At 52.3% G+C, this 22287-nt stretch carries 10 protein-coding genes, 2 tRNA genes and 1 pseudogene; 6 read left to right on the forward strand and 7 right to left on the reverse strand.

The genetic code is table 11. The features are described from left to right. Positions 1-2: 2 nt before the first annotated feature. The 4 genes from RAM15_RS00130 to RAM15_RS00145 all read right to left on the reverse strand — a co-directional run bounded on the left by RAM15_RS00130 (position 3) and on the right by RAM15_RS00145 (position 3592). The gene (locus RAM15_RS00130) at positions 3-704 is read right to left on the reverse strand and encodes an ABC transporter ATP-binding protein (protein WP_045923831.1); all 702 of its coding nucleotides are present in this window, start codon (positions 702-704) and stop codon (positions 3-5) included. A gap of 155 nt (positions 705-859) precedes the next feature. Beyond that, complete coding sequence (locus RAM15_RS00135; protein ID WP_306221560.1) at positions 860-2311, reverse strand: ABC transporter ATP-binding protein; 1452 nt, start codon at positions 2309-2311, stop codon at positions 860-862. Further along, the gene (locus tag RAM15_RS00140) at positions 2289-2987 is read right to left on the reverse strand and encodes an energy-coupling factor transporter transmembrane component T (protein ID WP_198216722.1); all 699 of its coding nucleotides are present in this window, start codon (positions 2985-2987) and stop codon (positions 2289-2291) included. The genes RAM15_RS00135 and RAM15_RS00140 overlap by 23 nt, the downstream gene beginning before the upstream one ends. Then, positions 2984-3592, reverse strand: a complete 609-nt coding sequence (locus RAM15_RS00145; RefSeq protein ID WP_101431750.1) for an MptD family putative ECF transporter S component — start codon at positions 3590-3592, stop codon at positions 2984-2986. The genes RAM15_RS00140 and RAM15_RS00145 overlap by 4 nt, the downstream gene beginning before the upstream one ends. Positions 3593-3850: 258 nt before the next feature. Here RAM15_RS00145 and RAM15_RS00150 point away from each other — a divergent pair. The 4 genes and pseudogenes from RAM15_RS00150 to RAM15_RS00165 all read left to right on the forward strand — a co-directional run bounded on the left by RAM15_RS00150 (position 3851) and on the right by RAM15_RS00165 (position 16884). Next, positions 3851-5691: pseudogene (locus RAM15_RS00150) on the forward strand (ABC transporter ATP-binding protein/permease). Then, on the forward strand, positions 5675-7423 hold the full coding sequence (locus RAM15_RS00155; RefSeq protein WP_306221561.1) for an amino acid ABC transporter ATP-binding/permease protein: 1749 nt from the start codon (positions 5675-5677) through the stop codon (positions 7421-7423). The pseudogene RAM15_RS00150 and the gene RAM15_RS00155 overlap by 17 nt, the downstream one beginning before the upstream one ends. Before the next feature lie 1680 nt (positions 7424-9103). Next, positions 9104-10795, forward strand: a complete 1692-nt coding sequence (locus RAM15_RS00160; RefSeq protein ID WP_306221562.1) for a hypothetical protein — start codon at positions 9104-9106, stop codon at positions 10793-10795. Positions 10796-11532: 737 nt separating this feature from the next. Next, entirely contained in the window at positions 11533-16884 is a 5352-nt protein-coding gene (locus RAM15_RS00165) for a type ISP restriction/modification enzyme (protein ID WP_306221563.1), read from the forward strand. Positions 16885-17146: 262 nt separating this feature from the next. Here the strand turns inward: RAM15_RS00165 and RAM15_RS00170 are convergent, their stop codons facing one another. The 3 genes from RAM15_RS00170 to RAM15_RS00180 all read right to left on the reverse strand — a co-directional run bounded on the left by RAM15_RS00170 (position 17147) and on the right by RAM15_RS00180 (position 20272). Then, positions 17147-18112 (reverse strand): bacteriophage abortive infection AbiH family protein, encoded by a 966-nt coding sequence (locus tag RAM15_RS00170; RefSeq protein WP_306221564.1) that lies wholly within the window; start codon positions 18110-18112, stop codon positions 17147-17149. Between the two features lie 1976 nt (positions 18113-20088). Next, a tRNA-Ala gene (locus tag RAM15_RS00175) sits at positions 20089-20161 on the reverse strand. A gap of 37 nt (positions 20162-20198) precedes the next feature. After that, positions 20199-20272, reverse strand: a tRNA-Ile gene (locus RAM15_RS00180). Between the two features lie 104 nt (positions 20273-20376). Here RAM15_RS00180 and RAM15_RS00185 point away from each other — a divergent pair. Beyond that, positions 20377-20985 carry a M48 family metallopeptidase gene (locus tag RAM15_RS00185; protein WP_306221565.1) on the forward strand — a complete coding sequence of 203 codons (609 nt, stop codon included), beginning with the start codon at positions 20377-20379 and terminating at the stop codon, positions 20983-20985. Positions 20986-21477: 492 nt separating this feature from the next. Next, positions 21478-22245 (forward strand): SDR family oxidoreductase, encoded by a 768-nt coding sequence (locus RAM15_RS00190; RefSeq protein ID WP_306221566.1) that lies wholly within the window; start codon positions 21478-21480, stop codon positions 22243-22245. Positions 22246-22287 lie beyond the last annotated feature (42 nt).

Below are 22287 nucleotides of genomic sequence, written 5' to 3' on the forward strand. Positions count from 1 at the left end.
CCTCACCACTCCACGTTTTCGATGTCTTCGGGGCTGTCATTGGTCTGCACGGCCTGGACCCGGGCGTCGTGCATGCGGATGACCCTGTCGGCGATGGGGGCGATGGCCGCGTTGTGGGTGACGATGACCACGGTGGCGCCCTTCTTGCGGCACTGGTCCTGGAGGATGCGCAGCACCTGTTTGCCGGTCCGGTAGTCCAAGGCTCCGGTGGGTTCGTCACAGAGCAGGATCTTGGGGTTCTTGGCCACGGCCCGGGCGATGGCCACACGCTGCTGCTCGCCGCCGGAAAGCTGGGCGGGGAAGTTGTCGATCCGGTCGCCCAGGCCCACGTCAACCAGGGTCTGGACAGGGTCGGCGGCATCGTCCACGATCTCCGAGGCCAGCTCAACGTTCTCCCTGGCGGTCAGGTTGGCCACCAGATTGTAGAACTGGAAGACGAAGCCCACGTCGTAGCGGCGGTAGGTGGTCAGCTGCCGGGCGTCGTAGCCGGCGATGTCCTTCCCGTCCACGATCACCTGGCCCTCGTTGCAGGTGTCCATGCCGCCCAGAATGTTCAGCACGGTCGACTTGCCAGCCCCGGAGGCGCCGAGGATGACCACCAGCTCGCCCTTCTCGATGGAGAAGGTGACCTCATTGTTGGCCACGATGGTCGTCTCGCCGGTCACATACCGTTTCGTCTCTCCGATGACGTCGATATAGCCCATCATGCCCTCTCGTAACCCTGGCTGTGCGGCGGGGCCGTCCGACGCGAGGGACGCCCCCTGATGCTCTTTTCCCCACTACTGTATACGTTCGCGGGGTCCGGAGCACAGGAGAACCGCCTGCCGGGAGGCGTCATGTTCACCGACCCTGCAAGGGCTCAGAGGGCTTGCAGGAGGTTGCCCAGTTTCCGGCTGTCCCTGACCGGTCTGCCCTGGCGGAAGGTGATGAACCGCTGGCAGGTCTGGGCCAGGAACTCCTGGTCGTGCGAGATGACGACCACCATGACCCCCAGGGAGCGCATGTAGCGGATCATCCCGGTCACCTGATTCATATGGAGCAGGTCCAGGCCGCTGGTGGGCTCGTCCAGAACCACCAGGCGCTTGCCCGACAGTATGGCGGCCGCGATGGCCACCCGTTGCTTTTCCCCGCCAGAGAGGGTGTTGGGGTGTCGGCCCAGGAGCCGCTCCAGGTCCAGCTTTCGTGCCACCTCCTCGAAGAGGTCGGTCCGTTTGGCTCCAAGGAGCATCTCGCCCTCAACGGTCTCGCTGAAGAGCTGGTAGTTGACATCCTGAAAGACCATGTAGGAGTCCTCGACGCGCTCCCTGGCGGTCTGTTTCGTCCCATTCAGGCTGATCTCCGACCTGTCGCCAGGCTTGAGCAGTCCGGTCAGGACCGAGGCGAAGGTGCTCTTGCCGGCACCGTTGCGGCCGATGATGCCGGTGATGTCATCGCTGGACAGGGTCAGGTCGTCCACATCCAAGGCAGGAGGCTGGTCGTGATGGTAGGCATAGGTCAGGTTCCTGACCCGGAGCAGGTCGGGGGTCCTGTCATCGATGACCCTGGCAGGGGCGCACGCATTCTCGGTCGCATCCAGGTCCAGGGCCCGCAGCCCCATAGCCTGGCGACTCGGACCATCCAGCCCCCTCATGGCGGCAGGGGTCAGGTGCTCTGTCAGCCTGCCGTCCTTCATGACCAGGAAGTCGTCGGCCAGGCCGTCCAGGTAGTAGAGGCGGTGTTCGATCAGGACCATGGTCAGGCCCCGGTCCTTCAAGCGGCCCAAAATTTGCGCCAGGCTGGCCACCGCTTCGACGTCCAAGTTGCCCGAAGGCTCGTCCAGGACCAGGATCTGAGGGTCCATCATGCAGGAGGAGGCGATGGCGATCATCTGCTTCTCGCCCCCGGACAGGGAAAAGATGTCCCGATCCAAGAGCTGGGTGATGCCGAAGAGGTCGGCCACCTGGTCTATGCGCTCCCGGATGGCTTCCGGCTGGACCCCGGTGTTCTCCAGGGGGAAGGCCAGCTCGCTGCGGACGTCGGTGGTGAAGAATTGGGTTTTGGGGTTCTGGAAGACCGATCCTACCTGCTCCGAAAGCCGGTAGATGGGCCGGGCCGTGGTGGGCTCGCCCCCGATCAGGCACTCTCCCTCCAGCTTGCCCTCGTAGAGTTCGGGAATCAGGCCGTTGATGACCCTGGACAGGGTGGTCTTGCCGCAACCGCTCGGCCCGGTGACCACGGTCAGCCTTCCCTGGCCCATCCGGCAGGAGACCTCTTTGAGGGATGGCTGGCTGGCACCCTCGTAGGTGAAGCTAAGCCTGGAACATTGCAACATAGGCTCCACATCCCATAAGGACCAGACCCAGGGCGCACATGAGCGCATCCAGTCTGGTGAAGGCAATCCGTTGGATGGAGGTCTTGGGACCGGGGTCGCCAATCCCCCTGGTCAGGGCGGCCGAGGTCAGGTCGGAGGCCACGTTGGTGGCGTTGTTGAGCAGGGGAACGTAGATGTACTCCATGGTTCGCATCGGATGCCGGACCATGTCGCCGGTGGTGACCGCGATCCCCCTGAATTTCATGGCCCGTCTGATCTGGGCGTAGTCGTGCCTGACGGTCGGGAAGAAGCGGAAGAGGACGCTGACGGGGATGACCAGCCACTGGGGGGCATGGATCTTGCGCAGCAGGTAGACCAGCTCCGAGACCTTGGTGGTGCCCATCATGAAGGCCGCCACCAGCACCAGGGGGAGGATCCTGCCTACGCCGACGAAGAGGAAGAGCAGGTAATGCCCCGGCAGGTTCTCGGGAAAGACCATGGCCAGGGAGGCGCCCAGGGCGAAGACCAGACAGACCAGAAGCCAGGCCTGGCCCTTCCTCACTCTGCCCACGATGACCTGGAAGCTGCAGAAGTAGATGTTGATGGCCAGGACCAGCGGAGTGGGGAGGGTGACGAAGATCAGGGCGTTGGCGAAGATGACCAGCAGGAATCTGGTGTAGATGGAGATGGGCCTCATTGCTTGGCGGGGATCCGGTTGAAATGCCGGTCGACGATCCGGGCGCCTATCCATGCCCCGAGCAGGGCGCCGACCAGGGTGGCCAGGATGCAGACCAGGAAGGTGGCTCCGGTGATGGGCGCGAAGACGCCGTTGATGTACTCCTGGCTCTTGCCGCGGCGGACCAGGCTGGCCACATAGGCGTCCTTCATGAACCAGAGGGGCAGGACGGGGCCGGTGCAGCCGAAGGTGAGGATGACGTAGCTCAGGTAGCGGGCCAGGTTGGGACGGCTCTCCCTGAGGGAGGACTGAACCAGATCAGCCAGCAGGCCGCAGAAAGCGTAGGGGATGAAGGAGAGGGCGAAGTGACCGAAGACCAGCAGGAAGAGGCCCATGATGACGCCGACGATGGTGATGGCCCCGAACCTGGGCACCCGGCGGATCATCAGCATGTAGACCGGGCCGGAGACCAGCCCCACCACAGCGGGGATGAAGAGGGAGGACAGGCCGGGCATGACCAGGCCAGCCAGGAAGACGGTGATGAAGTTGCCCACCGCCATGCTGACGAAGTAGAGGGCCGTGAAAATGCCGACGTTGACCAGGTCTTTTGTCTTCAGTGCTTTCATAAAGGATCGCTCCCATCTGGGTGGCGGTCGCTCGGCCCTAGGCCATATCCGCCGATTTCAGGTTGTGCCGTCAAGTTTAGGAGGGCCGGGAGGGAAAGTAAATGATATTTTTTTATGTCTCTTGCCAGTGCTTCACAATCAGGGTATTGCCTGGCGCGCGAGGATTTTGTTAGTGTCCACTGAGAGAGGCGTATCAGAAAGGCGGCACGGAGGACAGGCATGATCAGCAAGCGACTACTTCATCTACCGGGAGCCAGGATGGGCGCCAGCCTCCTGCTGGCCCTCCTGCAGACGATCGGCGCGTTGGCAGAGGTCCTCCTCCTGCCGGTGGCCATCGCGGCCGTGGGCCGTTCCCTTCGCCTGCCTGTCCCCCATGCCCTTGCCTGGGTGCCCGGTCGGCCCGGACCCTTGGCGGCGCTGATAGGCGGGCTGATCCTGGTTCGGCTCCTGGCCCAGGCGGTCGCCAAGTTCGTCAGCGCCCGGCTGGCTGATGGGATGGGCAAGGCGCTCTCCCAGGCCCTGTATCTATCCGTGTTCGACCCCAACAGGCAGGAGGACGACCTGGGCGTTCCGGCGCAGACCCTGGCCAGGCTTTCGACCGAGGGGGTCAAGTCGGTCGTCTCCTACTTCACGGCTTATATTCCGGCGCTGGTCCAGACCGCCCTGATGCTGGTCGTGACCCTGGCCGTCCTCCTGCCTGTCAGCCCGCTGGCTGCGGCAATCGTCGTGATCGGCATGGTGTCTCTGCCCCTGGCATCCAAGCCCACCATGGGCGAGAACATCAAGGTGCAGCTGGGCCAGTTGCGCAAGTATGACAAGGTCGGCGTCCACTTCGAGCATGCCCTGAGGGGGCTCAACACCTTGAAGATCTTCGGGGCAGACCAGCGGCAGGCCGACGACCTGGCCGAGGAGTCCGAAGGGTTCCGCCGGATAACGATGGGGGTTCTGGGCGGGCAGCTGCGCTCGCTGATCAAGGCCGACGTGGTCATTTACACCAGCCTCATTCTGGCGGTCGTTGCCACCGTTCTGATCGGGCAGGGCGGGCCCGCTCGAGTGCTGTCCTGCCTGGTTGTTGCTTTGGCTGGGGTCCGGCTCTTTGCACCTGAGCGGCAGTTGGTCTACATGATGCATTCCGGCATGGTCGCCATCAAGCAGGGCAAGGCCATCGACGATATTCTCCAAGCGCGGCAGGGGAGCAACGGGGAGTCGGCGGCTCCAGGGACGACTCCTGAGTCATGCAAGAGTACGGGTTCGGAGACGGCTCCGGAAGCGAGTCTCGAAACTTCTGAGAAAGCAGTTCGGGAGTCTGACTCGGAATCCGCTTCGAAGCAAGCAGATCAGGCGGATATGTCTGGCGATGATTCGCTAGGCATCAGCGCTCGCGATTTGACCTACACCTATCCTGACGGCTTCCAGGCCCTGACCGATCTGAACTTCGATCTGCCTGCCAAGGGACATGTGGGCTTGGTCGGCGCTTCGGGCTCCGGCAAGAGCACCTTGGCGGGCCTGCTGTCCGGCGCCTTCAGGGGTATGGCGGAGAGCTGACCATTGGCGGGCGCCAGATCAGCGACCTGTCACGCGAGGACTTGGTCGGCCTGCAGACTGTGGTTCGGGGAACCGATCACCTCTTCACCGGAACCATCAGGTCGAATCTGGACCCGGCCGGACTGGGCTACTCGGATTGGGAGCTGCAGGATGCGCTGGACCAGGTCGGCCTGACCGGTCTTGTCCAAAGCAAGGGCGGACTGGACGCTCCTATCGACCCCGAGGGAGGCAACCTATCCGGAGGGCAGCGGCAGCGCCTGTCCATTGCCCGCGGGCTCCTGCGGCGTTCCCCCGTCTATATCTTCGACGAGGCCACCAGCGCCGTGGATCGCGAGCATGACGCTACACTGGCAGCCCTGATGGACGCGCTGGGCAAGGAGTCCATGGTCCTGACCATCACCCACCGCCTGGCTGGGGTCCGCAATGCCGATTCCATTCTCTTCTTGCAGGGGGGCCGTCTGGCGGAGTGCGGCGGTTTCCGTGAGCTGTTGGATGCCGGGGGCGGATTCGCGGCCCAGTGGAAGGAGCAGGCTCAGTATGAGGACGGGGAGTGACGACATGCAGCAGACGACCGGCAATCTGACGATGATGCGCCGTATGGCCCGGCTGATGAAGCCTCTGGCCGGCACGGAGGGCAAGGCCATCCTCTGCGGCAGTCTGGGCCATCTCTTCGCAGTCTGGAGCATGATGGCAGCCGCAGCGGCCCTGATCGGCCTGGTCGCGGACTGGCCGCCGCTGAATGGCCAGTGGGTCGTCTGGGCCCTGGTGGCGGTTCTGACTGCTCTCAGCCGAGGGGCTATGGCCTATGGGGAGCAGTACTACAACCACGAGATGGCCTTCAGCATGCTCCGGGACATCCGCACGACGGTCTTCGACAAGATGCGGTCCCTGGCCCCGGCCGGCCTGCGCGACCAGGCGCGCGGGGACATGGTGACGGTGATCACCAACGACATCGAGCTGCTCGAGATCTTCTACGCCCATACGCTTTCGCCCATTGCCATCGCCCTGGTGACCTCTCTGGCCAATTTGGCCCTGCTCACCTGGCTCTCACCCTGGATGGGACTTGCCGCCCTGGTCTCCTACCTGATCGTCGGCCTGCTCATCCCCATCCTGAGCGCCAGGCCCACTTTCAAGGTAGCCATGCAGGAGCGAACAGCCCAGGCCAGCCTGCACTCCCTGCTTCTGGAGACCCTGCAAGGCCGCACCGAACTGGCTGGATTGGGGGCTCTTGGCAATACCCGCCATCGAGTGGGAGCCGCCACCGACCAGATGTTGGATGCCCGCGGGCGCACCTCTGGGCGGACCATCGCCAACGACATGGTCACCAATGTGGTCACTCTGATCTGCGCCGGAGCCTTCACACTGATGGCCTGCTGGCTTGGCTCTGAGGGGTTGATGGATCCTGCCCGGGGGATGATCGGACTGATCGGCTTCCTTTCCTCCTTCGCCCCCCTGATACCTGTGGCCCGGCTAGGCGCCGGCCTGCAGCCCACTCTGGCTGCTGCCAGGAGGGTTTTCGCGCTTTTGGACAAGGAGCCGCCTGTACGTGAGGTGGAATCCGGTCACGGGAATCCTTTGGCGAAATTTACCGGAGAAGAGGCCAAGGCAGTTTCCTTCTCTTACTCTGGCAAGACTGACACGGATAAGAATGACTCAGGTGAACATGGCGGTCGAATTGCAGTTTTGCATGGTCTGAATCTGTCTATCAAGCCTGGCGAGCTGATTGGTATCCAAGGCGCCAACGGGGTCGGTAAATCTACTTTGATCGATCTGCTGATGCGGTTCCAGGAGCGTGGCGGCGGGGATCTGACCGTCTCCGGCCTACCTATCGAAACCATCCGCACCGTCGACCTGCGCGCCCAGCAGGCTCCGGTGAGCCAGGACACTTATATATTTAGCCTCACTCTGGCGGACAACATCGCCTTGGCCCGGCCAGATGCCAACAGGGCAGATGTTGAGCAGGCGGCCCATGATGCATGTCTGGATGATTTGATCGACCAGCTGCCCGATGGCTTGGATCATCTACTCGCCGACAACGGCTCCGACCTGTCCGAGGGGCAGCGGCAGAGGGTAGCATTGGCTCGCGCTTTCCTGAGCTCGGCGCCCTTCATACTCCTGGACGAGCCCACCAGCAATATGGATGCTCTCTTGGAAGGCCGTGTCCTGACCAGGTTGATCAAGCGCAAAGGCGACCGTACCTGTCTAATCGTCTCCCATCGCCCCTCGGTCCTAGCCAGGGTTGACCGTCTGCTGACGCTACAGGACGGCAGATTAATCTCTGCATGATCCCCTTGTATGAGTGAAAGAATCAATAAGTGCTGGTGCAGATTTTTAGACATGCTTTACGATTGCCGATGCAGATCGGCAATCATAACAGTCCCTCAAAGGGCAGACGAATCAAGCCGCAGGCTTCCTCGTCGGGTTAGGGTTTGGGAAGTTAAGTCATTCGATACTGTGACTGATTTTGCAATAAGGACAATATTGATTCATTGAAACCAAGGTTGACACTGTCTTCTGTTCTGGCTATAGGCATATCACAGCATCTACAAGCTTTGTGGCTCTAGGGCGTGGTTCTAAAACTCGCAGATACTGTTAACTGCTTAATGAATAAGCATAACATCCTTGGAATGCTGTTCGAAGGCCTTGTCTTGAGAAAAGACCCTAATGACATGAATGCCGCAGGTCAGTAAGACGTAGTAGATTCCGAGAAAAGACTGATGATAAAGTTCAACGCCATCCTGATTTTTCGTATTGAGGGATGTTAATAGTTGCCAGATACTTCATGTAGATGCTGTCCGTCATATCCAATATTGTGTGCAACCTTCACCCACTGCATAGTTGAGATTCTGCTCTTGGACTGTAAATATGGGCCCTCTGGGTGCCTGTGCGCTTTTCAGTAAAACTCATCATAGTTGCCGATGAGGATCTCCTTGAGAAACGCTAGACCGTACGGTGGGTAGTAGCTACATCGTGAGCAAACTTGAGGCTGGGTAGACAAATGATCAAAGTAAGAACCTGTAACGAGCAACCGTAAGGGCTTGGGCGAGGCAGACGATGATATCGCTAAATTGATTGGTTTTACAGTAGCGATGCATGCTGTGTCTACATAATAATGGAAGACGTGCTTTAGCGAACGGTCGTTAACAAGATGCCAGTTCTGGTTAGGGATGATAAATATTATCATAAATAGCTAGGTACTTTGAACCCTGTGCAACGGGCTTTGAATGCGAAGATTCTCCCGTACGATCAACGGCCGCAAAAATTATGATGATTAGCTTGATTGCGTTAATGACTCTGTTGTATGCCCTCTTGTCAAGAACTTTTCGCAAGTCGTTGAAAAGATTGTCGTAATACAGCTGGCACTATGAATCAAACTTAATACCGACGCTCGCCTTAATTCGATGCCTCTACTTGAAATTATTACAATATATTTTGACTGTGTGCGATCAAAAATATTCAATAAATTAAAATTATGGCGAATCCGTGCGCTCTTGAAAAGACCTTCAAGAAACATCTAGAAGAGAATCGGTGATTGTTAAATCTGTATTGGAATCAAACTGCGAAAGCCAGCAACATAATCAACGTTATATGTCAATAATGTCGGGATTTATATGATCAACAGAGTGATAAGGATAGGCGGAACTTTATGAACGTATACTTTGAAGTGGCGAAGGGGTGGCCATACTATCGTGAGTTGAAAAGAAAGAAACTTATAGAATAAGTCAAAGTATGCAAGTATCCACTCGAAGCACAGACTGATCAGTTGGGGCTTGACACTATTGCGACTAAGAACATGAATAACATTTAGGGATAAGCAGATCAGAAGAAAAAATGCCGTACTTCCTAACCAATGACAATGATGCGTGAACTATTAAGGCACTAAGCTTGGCCGCGGTATTGTGGTAATCTTTCTTAGATAAGACGTATTCTCTCATGCGCATAAGTAGATTAGGGGGCACTATTATCATGGATTTCGAACCGGCTGTACCATCAAAAATGCGTAGCGTCCATCATTATGCAGATTGGAGTTACAGAAAAAACTATAGTGTCCCTCCGCGTCCAGACTTGCACATACCAAACTGGCTTCAGGGACAAAGCCAGATAAAGGATCCGGAACGCTATCTTTTTGCCTTCAGGACTTTACTAGTGCCAGAGGCTATGTTTGGCATTCCATGTTATAACGTCGAGTTCGACGACACCGATGAAGGATTAGGCTATTCATATAGTTTAATAATTGATGGAATAAAACCGAATCGTGACGGTAGACCGGATATCCCTGCCCCCGATTCGTGTTCATGGAAAGAGCATGCACCTGATTACTTAATAGCGGCTTGGTTTTCTCACCTTCAACTAACTGCCGAACTTGTTGAGTCGTCAATGAGAGATTTGGCTAGGGGGCGGTTCGTCGTCTCCGCAGTTGAAGTCAGAGCTGCTCTGGAAGTATCTGCTCGTTTATTTTTTTATGCTAAGACAATTGAGGAACACGATAATCTGCAAGATAGCTCCGGATTGATTTATAAGCTCTTCACGGGTCGTGGGAAATCGCAAGATCAACAAAAAACGATTACAGGCAGAATTAATCGATTGGCGCAGATTGTTGCAGATACGAATAGTTGGCCCAGCTTACCTAATCTATATCAATCGCTATGTAGCCTAGCGCATCCAACTCGACATCTAGTGGATTTATATCTATCTAAAGTTTCGGGTGGTTATATTCTTAATGTTCCTCGGGAACCATACTGGACAGACGACCAATGGTGCAAAGGTGGTATAACCATCCTTACGGCAGCAATAGTCGCTACAGAAGGTTTCCGCTTGAGTTGGTATAAAGTCAGGAAGGCGTGGCGCACTCTTTTGTCTTCGAAGCAGGGCTCTTCTACCTGCGACCTTAGTATGCGTCGATTTTATCTAGAAGATCCGTTAGGAAGTTTTGGGCCGTACAATTATCAAACCCACCTGGGCGCGTGGACACTGTCTCTGCACCCTGTCCCGAGCTGGGACTGGTGGACGGGAAAGTGGACGAATCACCTTGCACAACAGCTCAAAGTGTTTGAAGACGACTGCATTCCAACGAAATACTTCAATCATGATGGCGCTTCAGCAGTATATGGATGGACGTGGCTGAGAATCCACTGTCTGTTGGAACTGGAACTGTCTATAACAGAACACCTAAATAGAGGTGAGGTGGACACATCTGCTGTATTGTCCCGATTTGCACTTGAACATGCTGAGTCACTATGTAATGCCATACAGTCTAAGAACAGCTCTGAATTGCTTTGTAGATTACAAAACATTAAACGAGATAAGCCCACAGGTTTAGTGCTTGCCCAGACTGGTCAGGATTTACCGCCAATATCCGGCATCCCCCGAGATCCAAACGAAGCGGCGATAGACATAGCAAACAAAGGTTTAAATCGCTTTGTACACTCAGATTGGGAACCGCGGAAGATATACTGGGAGTATTTTAAATATCCGCATGGTGACTGGTTGTTGGAAATTCCGGGAAGTCCTAAGCACAAAAGTGGGAAGTCGGACGACGAGAATTATGACTTGGATAATCCATGGTCAGCATCCGTAGCGTTGCTATACGTTATAGAGAATGAATCGGCCGATGCAATAGCGAGAGCACGGCAAGTTTCAGATAGTGACTTTGAGTAATAGATTATATTCTCACTCAAAAAATGGGCACTTCGTTCGGCGTAGTCTTCTGCCAAACTATGGAGAGCATAAAAATCTGCTATTTTTGTCAATTATTTTTTAGTCTGTAGAGCTTGATCATCCTAACAGGAGGCAACTTTTTTGTTAGTGCAATACCTAATTTAGCTGTGCTGCATAATTGGTTTCTATCGAAACTGCGTCAGACTACCGAACGCTTCGAGTGCAATTCTTCGATGAACAGGTACACGAAATCGAACGTTGTAACATAACACACAACTAAATATAAACTATTAAATACATACGATCTATCAATCGATGACCTGTAGTGGTTATTAAGCCGAGCAGGATCTTTGAAGTAGAAGATTCCTTCGCAAGCGATTACGTATCACACATCGTGGAGCGTTAAGTATTGATAATCGTATTTGCTTTCGATGGTTCTTCCTATATGCTGTAATTCTCAGGTGTATGCTCCACATCGGATGAAATTAGTTTATTCATTATGTGTAGGTATTTTGGTCGATCGCATTCTTGTGCCCACGCGTTATAGCTATCGGAGTTGAATTCTCTCGCTGTCGTAAATTAATCGGCAGGATATATTATAACAATTAAGACTAAGCATTTTTTATACATGGCAGGTTGTGTGAATGACAGTCCACTCGGATGACGCTGTTAATCACACAAACCTGCTAGTGATTTAAAATTTGATATGTCGCAGTTGTTATAGATAATATACTGGTATGACAGTCTTTCAAGATGTTCTCGATATTATAGAGAAATCGCCGGCAGCCCGTGTAGAAGGCGGGGAGAGAATCCGTGGGACGGCTTTCGAATTGGCGACAAAATATTTTCTTACTCATGACGCTGCGTGGGCTCCAATATTTTGTGATGTCTGGATGTGGTCGGAGGAGGGTAATCCACTTCTAACCAAGGACGCGCTTGGGAAACCTCATAACTTGCCCCGGAATGACACCGGTATTGATTTAGTAGCGCGTAGTTTTAATGGCTCATTGTGGGCGATTCAGTGTAAATATGTTGCGGACGACCATATCCTTAATCAGAACGATATATCTTCATTCTTCGTTACTGGGATCGCGAGAAAAGTCCAACGCGGAAACTTCATTATCGTACATACGGGAGCAGGTCTTACAGAAACTCTCTCTGCGGAGGCTAAAGAATTTGGCGCTACCATTATTGATTCAAGCGACTTAAGTGGCGATTTGGTCGATTGGTCAGAATTTCTTCCGTCGGCGAGTGTCCGCAAGTTTTCGCCGCGCCCTTATCAGCAAAAGGCGATAAACGATTGTCTCCATGGGTTTGAAACACACGATCGGGGTAAACTAATCATGGCGTGCGGCACGGGTAAGACCTTGACTGCACTTCGTCTTGCCGAAGAGATGAAACAACGACGCAATGATCAGTTTCCGAATTTGCGTGGCAAACCTTTCAGAGTGTTGTTCCTAGCCCCATCCATAGCTTTGGTGTCGCAGACTTTCAAGTACTGGACTCACCAAGCGATGGATCGCATAGTCGGATACATCGTGTGTTCGGATGGAACAGTAAAAAAAAGAGAAGGCGAAGATACGGACGAATGGCTCCTTTCGATACTTGATGTGCCATTTCCGACTACAACTGATGCGTCAATTTTAAAACGCAATGTTGAGCTATCTAGTACGGATGATGTCCTTTCAGTAGTGTTCTCTACCTATCAATCAATACAAACCACTATAGATGCGCAGCGCATGGGCATGCCTGATTTCGACTTAGTGATTTGTGACGAGGCCCATCGCACGGCTGGTGCTGCCGACAACAAGCGCAAAGTTTCTCCGTTCGTTTTGGTGCATGATGCTAAGTTACTTAAGTCTAATAAAAGATTGTATATGACGGCTACTCCGAAAGTATACGCCGATGCTGCAAAAGATCAGGCTAGACGCGAGGACTATACCGCCTATTCGATGGATGACGAGAATGTATTCGGACCAGAGTTTCATCGACTTAAGTTCGGCTCCGCTGTAGCACAGGGAATTCTGACTGATTATCGCGTATTGGTGCTCGGCGTTGCTCAGGGTCAAGCTTCAAATCTCAAGAGTGAAATGACTAATACGCAGGCAATGCGCAAGGAATACGATAAGATAGAAGATTTACGTCGTAAATCGCGCCGGCCTAATCGTGATGAGTTGGCAGAAAGGCGCAGAGCCGAGATAGCCAAGCAGGCACAGTCGTTTGCTGGGAAGATTATTGGTGCTTGGAATGGGTTGCTGACCCGAGGGGTGCATAACGGCGGCGTCCTGAAATCTGTGGACATAAATACAGGGTTAGGTGAACAGGTACAATTCGCGGTGATGGGCAACCAACCTCAGCCGCAATCAGAGGGGAAAACTGGGACACAGGCGGTGCGACCGTTACGAAAGGCGGTTGCATTTACAAGGCGTATTGCCGATTCAAAGGCGCTCGCAGACGGTTTCAATGATGTAGTCTTCCGATATCTTGCTCAGCAGATGAAGAGCGGGAATGAAGTGGAAGGTCTCTTGGAAGCGAACGTCAAACACATCGACGGTAGTATGCCAGCTAAAAAGCGTAGCAAGCTACTTTCATGGTTGGATGAACCTCCTCTTGAAGGTGAATGCCGTATCCTGAGCAACGCAAAATGTCTTACTGAGGGTGTTGATTTGCCACAGTTGGATGCAGTGATCTTCTTTCAGCCACGGGCTTCGCAGGTCGATATCGTTCAGGCTGTCGGTCGCGTGATGCGCAAGGCTGAGAATAAGGAGTATGGGTATATCATCTTGCCAGTTGTGGTTCCGGATGATTCTAATGCTAATGACGTGCTCGCCAGTTCTGATTTCGAGACAGTCTGGAAAATTTTGCAATCCCTTCGTTCCCATGACGAGCGTTTGGATGCGCGCATTAATGCGTTGAGTCTGCATCGTCAGGCTGAGCAGAATAAACGTCGTCGTAAGCCAAATAAATCGAATCGTGTTGGCCGGGGTGACTTTATAGACCAGTACGGTAACGATGAGGAAGCGCTGAATGGAGATCAGGGATCTCTAACCGCTATGGTGCAAGGCGAGCTGGGATTCGACGAGCAGGTTTCGGAAAGTTTTCAAGCCAAATTGGTTCAGAAGTGCGGGGATACTGCTTACTGGGATGATTGGGCCGATTCTGTGGCAAAGATTGCGAAGACCACAGTGAAAGCCATTAATGCTGCCATTGTCGATGATGCGCAGGTCGGGACAGCATTCAACATATTCCTTCAAGGACTGCGGGATACTTTGAATCCAGGCATCGACCGAGATGACGCGATAGGCATGCTCGCTCAGCATATACTTACCGCGCCTATTTTCGACGCACTGTTTGTCCAGCAGAAGGATTCGCAGGGCCGGAGCTTCGTCCAAGCCAATCCCGTTTCACAGGCTCTCGAGCCCATTACCAAGCTGCTTGAACCGTTAATCAACAAGGCCGATCCACAACACGAGTTGTCGGAACTCTATGCCCAGGTGAGACTTTCTGCTTCGGCTGTGCACAGTGATGAATCCGCTCGTCAGGCGCTGGTGAAGAATCTCTACGAGTCGTTCTTCCGCAACGCGTTCAAGGATGACTCCAAGAAGCTCGGTATCGTTTACACGCCCACGGAAATCGTAGACTACATTATTCACGCCGTGGACCGCCAGCTTAGTGAGCATTTCGGAAAGCATATAGGCGATCGGGGCGTTACGATCCTTGACCCGTTTACAGGAACCGGCACTTTCATCGTTGAGCTGCTGCGTTCCGGACTCATTCCTGCTGAGAACTTGCGCTACAAGTATGAGCATGAGATCTATGCGAACGAGATTATGCTGCTCGCCTACTACATAGCGATGGTCAACATCGAATCCGCGTTCTACTCCGTACAGATGGAGCTAGCCAAGTCTGGGAAAGTTGGTGACAAAGGCAACTCGTTCTACGTCCCCTTCCCGGGCGGGGTACTTACTGACACTTTCCAGACTTCGGAAGATAACGACACCATAGACCAGTCAGTGTTTATGGCGAACAGTGAACGTGTGCAGCGTGAGAATGAACAGCCCATCACTGTCATATTCGGTAATCCGCCATATTCTGCAGGCCAGAAGTCAGCGAATGAGAACAATGCCAACGATCACTATGAAACGCTTGACTCGCGCATAGAGGAAACCTATGTGGCTACTTCATCATCTTCGAACAAGCGTCAGATCTATGATTCATATATTCGTGCGTTCCGCTGGTCCTCTGACAGAATTGCAGGTGTTAATCGCGATGGCAAGGGCATTATAGGGTTTGTGAGCAATGGTGGATGGCTTTACAGCATCGCTTTTAACGGATTCCGCAAGGCTCTATGTAACGAGTTCAGCGATATATACGTATTCAACCTTCGCGGAAATGCATTAGGCAAGGGAATTGAGAGGAAAAAAGAGTCAGGAAATGTGTTTGGAGGAGGCACTCGTACATCAATAGCCGTAACCCTGTTGATTCGTGATCAAGAAGCTGATCATCAAGGTATTGTGCACTATCGTGACATTGGTGATTATCTTTCACGTGACGAAAAACTTGCGACTATAGACGAATCTGCAGATGGGGAAGAATTTGAATGGCAGATATTAATTCCCGATGAGCATGGCGATTGGCTATCTCAAAGGGATGATTCCTTTGATAATTATGCTCCTCTCGCACTGGGCAAACGCAAACGGATACCAGGGATGTTTGCCACATATTCTCTGGGTATCAATACTAATCGTGATGCGTTCTGCTATGGATTTTCCTTTAATGAGGTACAGAATAATATTCAACGTTTGTTGAAGACATATAATTCTGAGTTATCAAGATGGAAAGCAGATGGGAGAAAACAGCCAATCGAAGATTTTGTCGTGAGGGATGCTCATTTGATCAAGTGGAGCAGTTCTCTATATCAATTATTCGCGAGAGAAAAGCAACTACTGTATTCCGATGAGCATCTTGTCTACAGTCTCTACCGTCCATTTACGAAAAAATGGTTGTATTACGATGGCTCTCTTATTCATAGAATATTTCGTAACTTGTCGCTGTTCCCCCCTGCTTTATCAACGCCTGAAACAACGTCGGCTACTGGTATGCATATACAACGTGAGACAGCCCTCTCGCCTTTCGTTAATCGAGTGATAGATGTTTCAGGTGTTGGCAACACGGGTTTTTCGTGTTTAATCTCAGAAGAAACCGTCTGCCTCGATGCAGTGCAAAAAGGTCAGTGCTTCCCCTTGTATTGGTATGAGGCGATAGATGATTCCAGGAAGGTTCCAGAGGGTGAACTTGATCTTGGACATGCATCCCTTCTTAAGCCTGGCGACCTTATCGTGAATGACAGTCAGGGCAAACGATATATCAGGCATGATGCCATCACGGATGACACGTTGCGCGTGTTCCGCGCTGCATATCCCGATAACCGTTCCCTGCATGCGAAAGATGTATCAGCGGCGAAAGAATGTATTTTCTACTATGCATATGGATTGCTGCACAGTCCTGAGTATCGTGAGCGTTTCTCTGCGAATCTCCGCAAGGAATTGCCTCGGATCCCATTTGCTGCTGATTTCGACACGTATCAGCTCGCGGGCCGCCGCCTTGCGACATTGCATGTGGAGTATGAGAACGTTGAACGCTATGTGAGCACCGAGAATGGTCAGAACGGCCGCATAGTTGAGGATTGGTCTGAAGATGCCGACCATTCTGATCCAGGAAGAGTGCAGAAGCTCCAATTCGGACGCACTACGAAATCTGAAGACAACCCTCAAGGCAAGGACAGGTCGACGATCATCATTAACGATAAGGTATCCTTGCGGAACATTCCCGAGGAGGCGTATCGATACAAGGTATCAGGCCGGTCGGCTATTGAATGGGTCATGGATCAGTATCGAGTGAAAACCGATAGAGCCAGTGGGATTACTAATGATCCTAACGATTGGGTACGAGAGAGCGGCAATCCCAGATATATCATCGATTTGCTCGAATCAGTTGTCACCGTGTCAATCGAGACGATGAAGATCGTTGACTCCTTGCCTCCGATCAACGCGCAGGATAGACCCTCATTCTGGCCCCTAGGGTGGTAATAATACTGTGACGTCACAGCAACTCAATCGAACTGGTGCGGTGAAAGCGCATAAAAGGTGGCGGAAGTTCAAGGTGAATGCCGATTCGTGATTGGATGGGCATGGATATCATAAATTCCAATGCCCGTCGCCCCCCCCCCCCCCGTAAACTAAAATAGGCGTATCAAGTTTAGATAGCCGTTGTTAACCGGTTGTGTCGAGGTAAGCTGCGTGTCTATGATTTTTTTGGGGGGGGGGCAAATAATCTTTTCGGGCTTAACGATTACAAGCTGTCGAAGTACTGCTTAGACCTTATTATTGTTAACCCCTTCAAGGGTATGCCATTTGCTTTTGCCCTTGAGCACATTTCGCTTTTCCGGTTGTTGTCTTCTTTTCGGCATTTATCGCCGTGATAAGTAACAGTCCATTGCGCTTGTGGATACGCCAATGCCAGCTTGTTGATATAGGGTTTGTCGACGTCTCCTAGTGAGTGGCCGATAACGATAATTTCCTTCACTTGCTTTCCGCTTATCCGCTTTAGAAAGTCGTCGAGATTATCGAAACCTGAATCAATATTTTTCTTAGTAACTTCAATAAGTCTCAGACCCACATCTTCAGCAATGTCGCGTAATTCAGCTTCCACTTCCCGCTGAGAGATATCGGGCTGATTAGGATACGGATCATATTCGCTGCCTTCTATCTGTGAAAGGCCTCTCACTTCGACATCAGAACCATGGCCCACAATGATTTTAGCCGATTTGACAGAACCATGGATATGGCAAATCTGATTTTTTTTAACCCCATATACTTCTTCAAGCAGCATTGTATAGTTAAAGGTAATAAATAGATCACTTGGCAAGGGCCACTTCGGAATAGGACGAACTCCTTCAAGACTAACGCTGCTGATCCACTCTTTCACATTTTCTGCAATTTGGTCATACACATCAGGACCTATATCTAGGCTACTTGATAAATTTAGATTAAAGGGTGAGACGTTGCCTCCTGAGTCCGTATCCATTGTGGATATTGTTTGTTCGTAGTTTTCCTTAAGCTGTTCGCATATTTCTTCTACGTTAGGTTTGCCGAGATTGCTTTCTAAATCCGCCCACGGGTGTTCAGGATCGTCCGGATCTTCAAAAATATTTGAGTTCCATAACGCCCCAGCAGAGGAATAGATGAAATCCTCCCACGAGGTTGGCAACTTGTGGATAAGATCAAAACCATTACCGATAACATAAAGACGTACCATTACCTTCTCCTTATTATCAGTGTATATAGTGCACTATTAAATTATAGAGAAAAAGACGGCAGTAAGGTTGAAGCTAACTAACATTGCAGTTGTTCATTCATACCCAACTTACTTTCTAATCAGTCCCAAAAACTACTAGAACCTGAGGAAACCACTAAGAGTCGTTAACGATAGACAGCTGATACTAACTAATCAAAATAGCCAAGTCCAAAACAGAAGTCTTACGACACACTGGTTTACTGATCTGGGATTCTTGAAAGGATAATGGCTGATCATTTCATCGCATAATCCAATACTAAGTTCGATAAAAATAGATCTAAATAATAATTTCTTAATATTACTAATATGTTATGGATGATAGCTTTTGGAGATCTTGAGACCGATGAAGCTATAGTGCAAGACTTTTTGAATCGAATAACACAGGTACGGTAGATTGCTGGTAAAATATATAAGCTAGATGCCTTCTCAAGAGTTACGGACGCTTGCGTTGAGCGATCTAAAATTACGGAGAGATTGACTGCTCGGCGGCGATAGTTGTTTTGTCTTATACTAATTCTGAAATAGAGTGATTTTATCCTTGCTCGAGGGTATCTAAAGAAGGCATGATCCCGAATACTATCAAGGCTTATTTTAGTTTATTAGGAATTGGAAAATTATATGATAAAGGATATCGACGCTTTAAAAGGGCATGCTTAAGAAGTACTCAACAATTAGCGGCCCATATATTTTTTTGCCGATAAACTCAATTATTAAGGAGGAAGTAATATGAGTACTCGTTTCGGCGTTGTGGGTATGTTGTTGAATATGCGGTCGTGCTAACAGAACTATAGTTGAAGCAAAATAATCTGAGATAAGGAAAATTGGCAACTGATGAAGCAAGCGTCTCTGGAAAGAGGGAGGCCGTCACAGTCGGAGCGAATTGTAGAAATATTAAATTCTTGGAAATGATAATCTGGTAAGCCCATTCTCTGATCGTCTAAGTCTGTTACGTGTGTAAATGAAGTGGTTAAAAATATTGGCTCCACTTTCATTATGCATAGTTTAACCTGCTAAGTCTAGTGTCTGGTGTCTTATACAACAATTCTCTAATATCTGTGTGACACTGCTGCGTGTGTCCTGGCTGGTATTTGGGTGCCGGAAGATGAAAGCAATGAATCTGGTGACGTCCTCAGTTAAGTTTCATTAGTTGATAGACGTCGCACTTGGAAATGCAGTGCAAGTTTATCTATACGTGAAGTTTTGTAGTTGGGCGCATGGATAAGCTACCTACTTTGGCATGCAACAATATAGGCACACGCGATGTTACTCGTGATGGAGACGATGAATGCCTACTGTGAATACAGTTGTCAATTATTATGTGTTAATTGTTATGAGAACAGTGTGGATATTGAAGGAGTAGTGTGCTTCCCAACGTTTCAGTCGCGGTCTTGATCTAGTACTTTGAAGCTTTGGCAGTAGAGCCTTATATAATACAGGTTGTAAAGTGACATGCTTTGATTCACGTCAGTGGCATCGGCAAAGAAAAAAATCAAAGTTGTTGCTATTCTCAGTGTATACATATTTCCCTCTTAGACCAATTGGTGTGAGAAGTGCTCTCCCATTTTCGCTCGAGTGCGATAGAACCTCACAAAATCAAGTAGTAGTTCCAGAAAAGTCCTGATGCGTACAGGCTGTCCTCTTCCACGGTACAAGCTGCTCTCACTTTTCTAGCCCGGCGCACGTTAATGGGCAAGAGTGTATTTGCACCTAGTCATGTCCTCGTACTCTGTCTAGAGCTGACTTGAAGTTGCCGGACCTACCTTCATGACATTAAATGTTCATGGATATTCGGGGGATGCAACTTCTCACAGCACTTGATTATTAGGTTTCGTGAAGAATGAGGTATGGGTAGGGATAAAGAATGACTCCGAAACACTACAGGCAAAGAGTTTGTAGCAAAAAAGAAACTGCCTAGGACTTTGCAGAGAACCTACCTGTGGAGCTAGCCGGATTCGAACCGGCGACCCTCTGCTTGCAAAGCAGATGCGCTACCAGCTGCGCCATAGCCCCGTGAATGTGAAAAGAACTTCAACCGCGCAAGAATGCGTGGGCCTGGGAGGACTTGAACCTCCGACCTCATCCTTATCAGGGATGCGCTCTAACCAGCTGAGCTACAGGCCCATGCCGTGTGACCGAAGAATCACACAAATGGATAGCTTACCATAGTGTCCTCTCAAGTCAATCTCGGCGGCGTCGCGTCGCGTCTTGGCGGAAGAATGGGGGTCATGAGGCGGAAACGGCGTGCGGAACCAGTCCGATCGGAACAGTTCGAGGTCGGTGGCGAGACTGTTCTGGTCATTAGGAAGCGGATCGCCAACGTCTATCTGCGGGTCAAGCCGCCTGACGGCCATCTGGAAGTGACGGCGCCTCTGGCCCTGAGCGACGACCGGATTCGTGCCTTTATCGACGGCAAGCGCCGCTGGATCGCAACCGCTAGAGAACGTCTGGCCCGCTCGCGCGATGTCTACGCCCAACCTGGAGCCGATGGTCAGTTGCAGCCAGGACGATCCGAGGCCGAAGCCAAGAGAATTCTCCAGGATAGGCTGCCGACTCTGCTGGATCGGTGGGTCCCTGTGGTAGGTCGCCGGCCTGAGCGTATCAGTCTGCGGAAGATGAAAACCCGCTGGGGGTCCTGCACCCCCGCCACTGCCAGCATCCGGCTCAACACCGACTTGGCCTGGCTGGATCCTGACCTGCTGGAGTATGTGCTGGTTCACGAGCTGACCCACCTCTACGAGCACGGTCACGGCCCCGGCTTCCGCGCGCGAATGGATCGCTATATGCCCGACTGGACCGAGCGCCGTCGTCGACTCAACCGCTATCTGGTTTTGTGACCCGCAAAGCTTAGACGTCTGAAGTTATGACTTCGAGATCCATGACTTCTAGATTCATGACTCTTGGAGTCATACACTCCTCATGAGTCCGGAACTTGTGGACTGGGAGCTTGTAAATTACGAACCTGCGGCATCATCCGTGCTGAAGATTCGTGACCAAACCCTAGCTAGGCCATCTGGTGCGAAGTTGAATCGGTTTTTGATCGTCCTGCCTATCCCGATCTAGACCGACTATACGGTCTGATTCAGCCCGATCTGACTTTGCTCTGTTCTGACTCAACTAATCTGCCTTTGATTCGTTCTGGCTCTACTCAAGCCTGGTTTGATGTGCCACATTGGTCATCGAAGACTGACAGGAGACTGCCGCAGCCCATGTTGGTGCGCTAGCGTTGAGGAAGAGGGATGGCACTGCAGCAGCTAGGCAGGCTCTCTGTAGCCCGGAGGCGCGTGTGGAGCCGATCCGGGGCAATAGATCATGAAGGAGCAGTTGAAATGACGGAATCCAAGAAGACAACCAAGCGCGCCGTGGTGACCGGCGCCTCCAGCGGCATCGGCCAGGCCAGTGTGCGGGCCTTGGTTGACAAGGGCTGGAAAGTGGTCGGCCTGGCCCGGCGCGAGGACAAGCTCAAGGCTCTGGCTGACCAGCTGGGTCAGAGCTTCACCTATGAGGTCTGCGATGTGACTGACGAGGACTCCACCCAGGCGGCCGTCGATGCTGTGCTCAAGGGCGGACCGGTCAAGGCTCTGGTCAACTGCGCCGGCGCAGCCTTCGGCAAGGACCCGGTGGCTACCTCCAGCCTGGATGACTGGAGCGGCATGTACGAGCTGAATGTCATCGGCACCCTGCGGGTCATACAGAAGCTGCTCCCGGCTCTGAAAGAGTCGGAGGGCACAGTTCTGGTCATCTCCTCGACGGCAGGCATCGAGCCCTACGAGGGCGGTGGCGGATACTGCGCTTCCAAGGCGGCAGAACGGGTCATGGCCCGTATTCTGCGGCTGGAGCTGATTGGCCAGCCGGTGCGCGTGGTCGACATCGCTCCGGGCCTGGTCCACACCGACGAGTTCTCTCTGAAGCGGTTCGGCGGGGATAGCGACCGGGCCGACGCGGTCTATGCCGGGGTGCCCGATCCGCTGACCGCCGACGACATCGCCGGATGCGTCACCTGGGCCCTGGAGCAGCCCGATACTGTGGACATCGACCAAATCGTGGTCCGTCCCCGGGCCGAGGGCTCCTACACCAAGCTCTACCGTCGCAGCTGAGTCTGGTTGGGGGCCGATTCTGTAGGAAACCGAGATTGGCAT

This window comes from Bifidobacterium asteroides (assembly GCF_030758775.1).
Taxonomy (GTDB): domain Bacteria; phylum Actinomycetota; class Actinomycetes; order Actinomycetales; family Bifidobacteriaceae; genus Bombiscardovia; species Bombiscardovia kimbladii.